1 protein-coding gene and 1 pseudogene are annotated in these 2,273 nt (G+C 70.8%); both read left to right on the top strand.

What is annotated here, in order from left to right; all coding sequences use genetic code 11:
• Nucleotides 1–432, top strand: a pseudogene (locus RIF68_RS34860) (CRISPR-associated helicase Cas3'); the annotation flags it as partial.
• Nucleotides 433–502: 70 nt separating this feature from the next.
• Complete coding sequence (gene casA / locus RIF68_RS34855; RefSeq protein ID WP_309055537.1) at nucleotides 503–2,176, top strand: type I-E CRISPR-associated protein Cse1/CasA; 1,674 nt, start codon at nucleotides 503–505, stop codon at nucleotides 2,174–2,176.
• Nucleotides 2,177–2,273 lie beyond the last annotated feature (97 nt).

Genomic DNA, 2,273 nt, shown 5'->3' with positions numbered 1-2,273 from the left:
GCCGTCCCGCGGGCACGCAGCGTTTCCGTGCTGCATGACCTGCACAATCTGCCCGGTGAAGAGGACGAGTGGGAGGTGTCCACCCGGCTCGGCGCCGACTCGGTGCGCCTGCTGTGCGCCTACGTCCACGAGGACGGCCGGGTGACCCTGGATGCGGAGGGTGAACACCTGCTGCCTCAGGCCGCGTCCGGCGGCGCGGTGCCGGTCTCGTCGGTGCGGGAGGTGATGCGCCGCACCATGGCGGTCCGCGCCGAATGGCTCAAGGAAGCCGACCCCGGCACCGTCGCTCCGCCGGAGTCGTGGGCGCAGCACCCGATGCTCGCGGACCTGCGGGTTCTGTACCAGCCTGTGCAGGGCGGGAACGCGCAGCCGGTGAAGATCGGCGGCAAGACACTGCGGCTGGACAAGGACTGTGGCCTGGTGCGCCGCTGATACCAGCCACCGCCTGCCTTGGGCACGGAAATTCGCAGGTCCGGGCGTGTTGTCGGTGGCGGCTGCTTGAATGCCGCACACGACGCCGGAGCGGGACGGCCAGGGGTTTGCTGTGCGCCGTGTCATGGGGCAGGGCTATGGGAGGGGGATGGTCGTGAGTGGGGGATTCGACCTGCGGGTCGAGCCGTGGATTCCGGTGCGTCTGCTGACCGGGGAGCCGACGTGTGTGGGCTTGTGCGAGTTGTTCGAGCGGGCGCACGAGGTCGAGGACGTGGAGGTCCCGGTGCCGCCGGCGGCGGCGGGCTTGCTGCGGATCCTCGCGCCGATCGCGGCGAGGATCGCCGCCGACGGCGATGAGCGGCTCGACGACCCGGATATCGCGGAGGACATCGGCGGCTGGTTCGACCTGCGAAAGCGTGTCCTGAAGGCCGAACGGTTCGACCCAGACGCGGTGGAGGCGTACTTCGGCCGGCAGGACCTGGCGGGCCGGTTCGACCTGTTCCATCCTGAGCGGCCGTTCCTGCAGGATCCCCGTCTGCGCGCCCAGTGCGTGGACGCGAAGGGGGCGCCGAACCCGTCCGGGGTGAACAAGCTCGTGATGGGCCGGCCCACAGGGGTGCACGGGGCGGTGTTGTTCGGGCATTTCACCGACACCGCGCCGGTGCCGGTGCCGGCCGCCGAGGCCGCCTGGCATCTGATCGCGCAGTTGTACTACGGGCCGTCCGGGCAGTGCACACCCCGCCGGATCACCGACAAGCGGGCGGGCAGCACTGACGCGGCCCCGCTGCGCAAGTCGGTCTCCTACTTCCCCTGGGGGCCGGACCTGTTCACCACGCTGGTGCTGGCCGTGCCCAGGCCTCAGGACGATGTCGACTGGGAAGCCGAGGACGCCTGCCCGTGGGAAGAGGATCTCCACGATCCGCTTGAGCCGTTGCCGCCGCTGACGTGGCCGGGCCGGATGCTGACCGGCCGGTTCCGTCATGCCGCGCTGCTCGTGCCGTCCCAGGACGGCCGGACGGTGACGGACGCCTACCTCACCTGGTCGACGCACGAGCCGCCGCACAAGGTACGCGACCCGTACCAGATCCTCGACCGGCGAGGGGACGGTGACTTCCAGCCGCGGGAGGCCGACGGGGCCAGGGCCCTGTGGCGGGACTTGGACTCGCTGCTGCTGAAGGACAGCCGCCAGGACGCCCAGCGCCCTCCGGCTCTCGAGCGCCTGCCCGGGGGGCTGCTGCCGCGGCTGCGGGTGCGTGCCTACGGCTTCGACCAGGACGGCCAGCAAAAAGACAGTGTCTGGTTCAAGGCGACCAGCCCGCGCATCCTGCAGTGGCAGGAGGAGAACGATCTGCAGATGGCCTACCACGTCAAGCGCTGCCACACCGCCGCGGAACGGGCCGGTGAGCGGCTGGATCTCGCCGCGAGGATCGCCTGGAAGATCGCCACCGACAGCAGTGTCGACCCCTCAGCGAAGGCCAAGATCAAGCTGGATGCCCGCAAGCCCGGCCCGTGGGCCTCTGCCGCGCTGACCCGGTACTGGCCGGCCGCGGAGAAAGAATTCTGGCACCTCACCGAATCCGGCCCCACCACGGACCGAGTCGAGAGGCCGTTCGTCGACGCCGCCCTGGCCGCTCTGGACGAGGCCATCGGCCAAGCCAACCGCGCGGACATCCGGGTCGCGCGCGCCCGTCACCGCGCCCGCGGCCTCCTTCTCACGCTGCTGCAGCCGTCCGCCACCGACTGAACCCGCGCCCGGCCGCACCCAGCGCGGACCAGGCCGGCGCCTTTGCCACCCACCCCCTCTGCCCGCATCAGGGATGTCTCATGAACAATTCCGTGCC

This window comes from Streptomyces sp. (assembly GCF_031178505.1).
Classification (GTDB): domain Bacteria; phylum Actinomycetota; class Actinomycetes; order Streptomycetales; family Streptomycetaceae; genus Streptomyces; species Streptomyces gulbargensis.
Note: the sequence above shows the minus strand (reverse complement) of the source record. Positions and strands in the feature narration are given on the sequence as shown.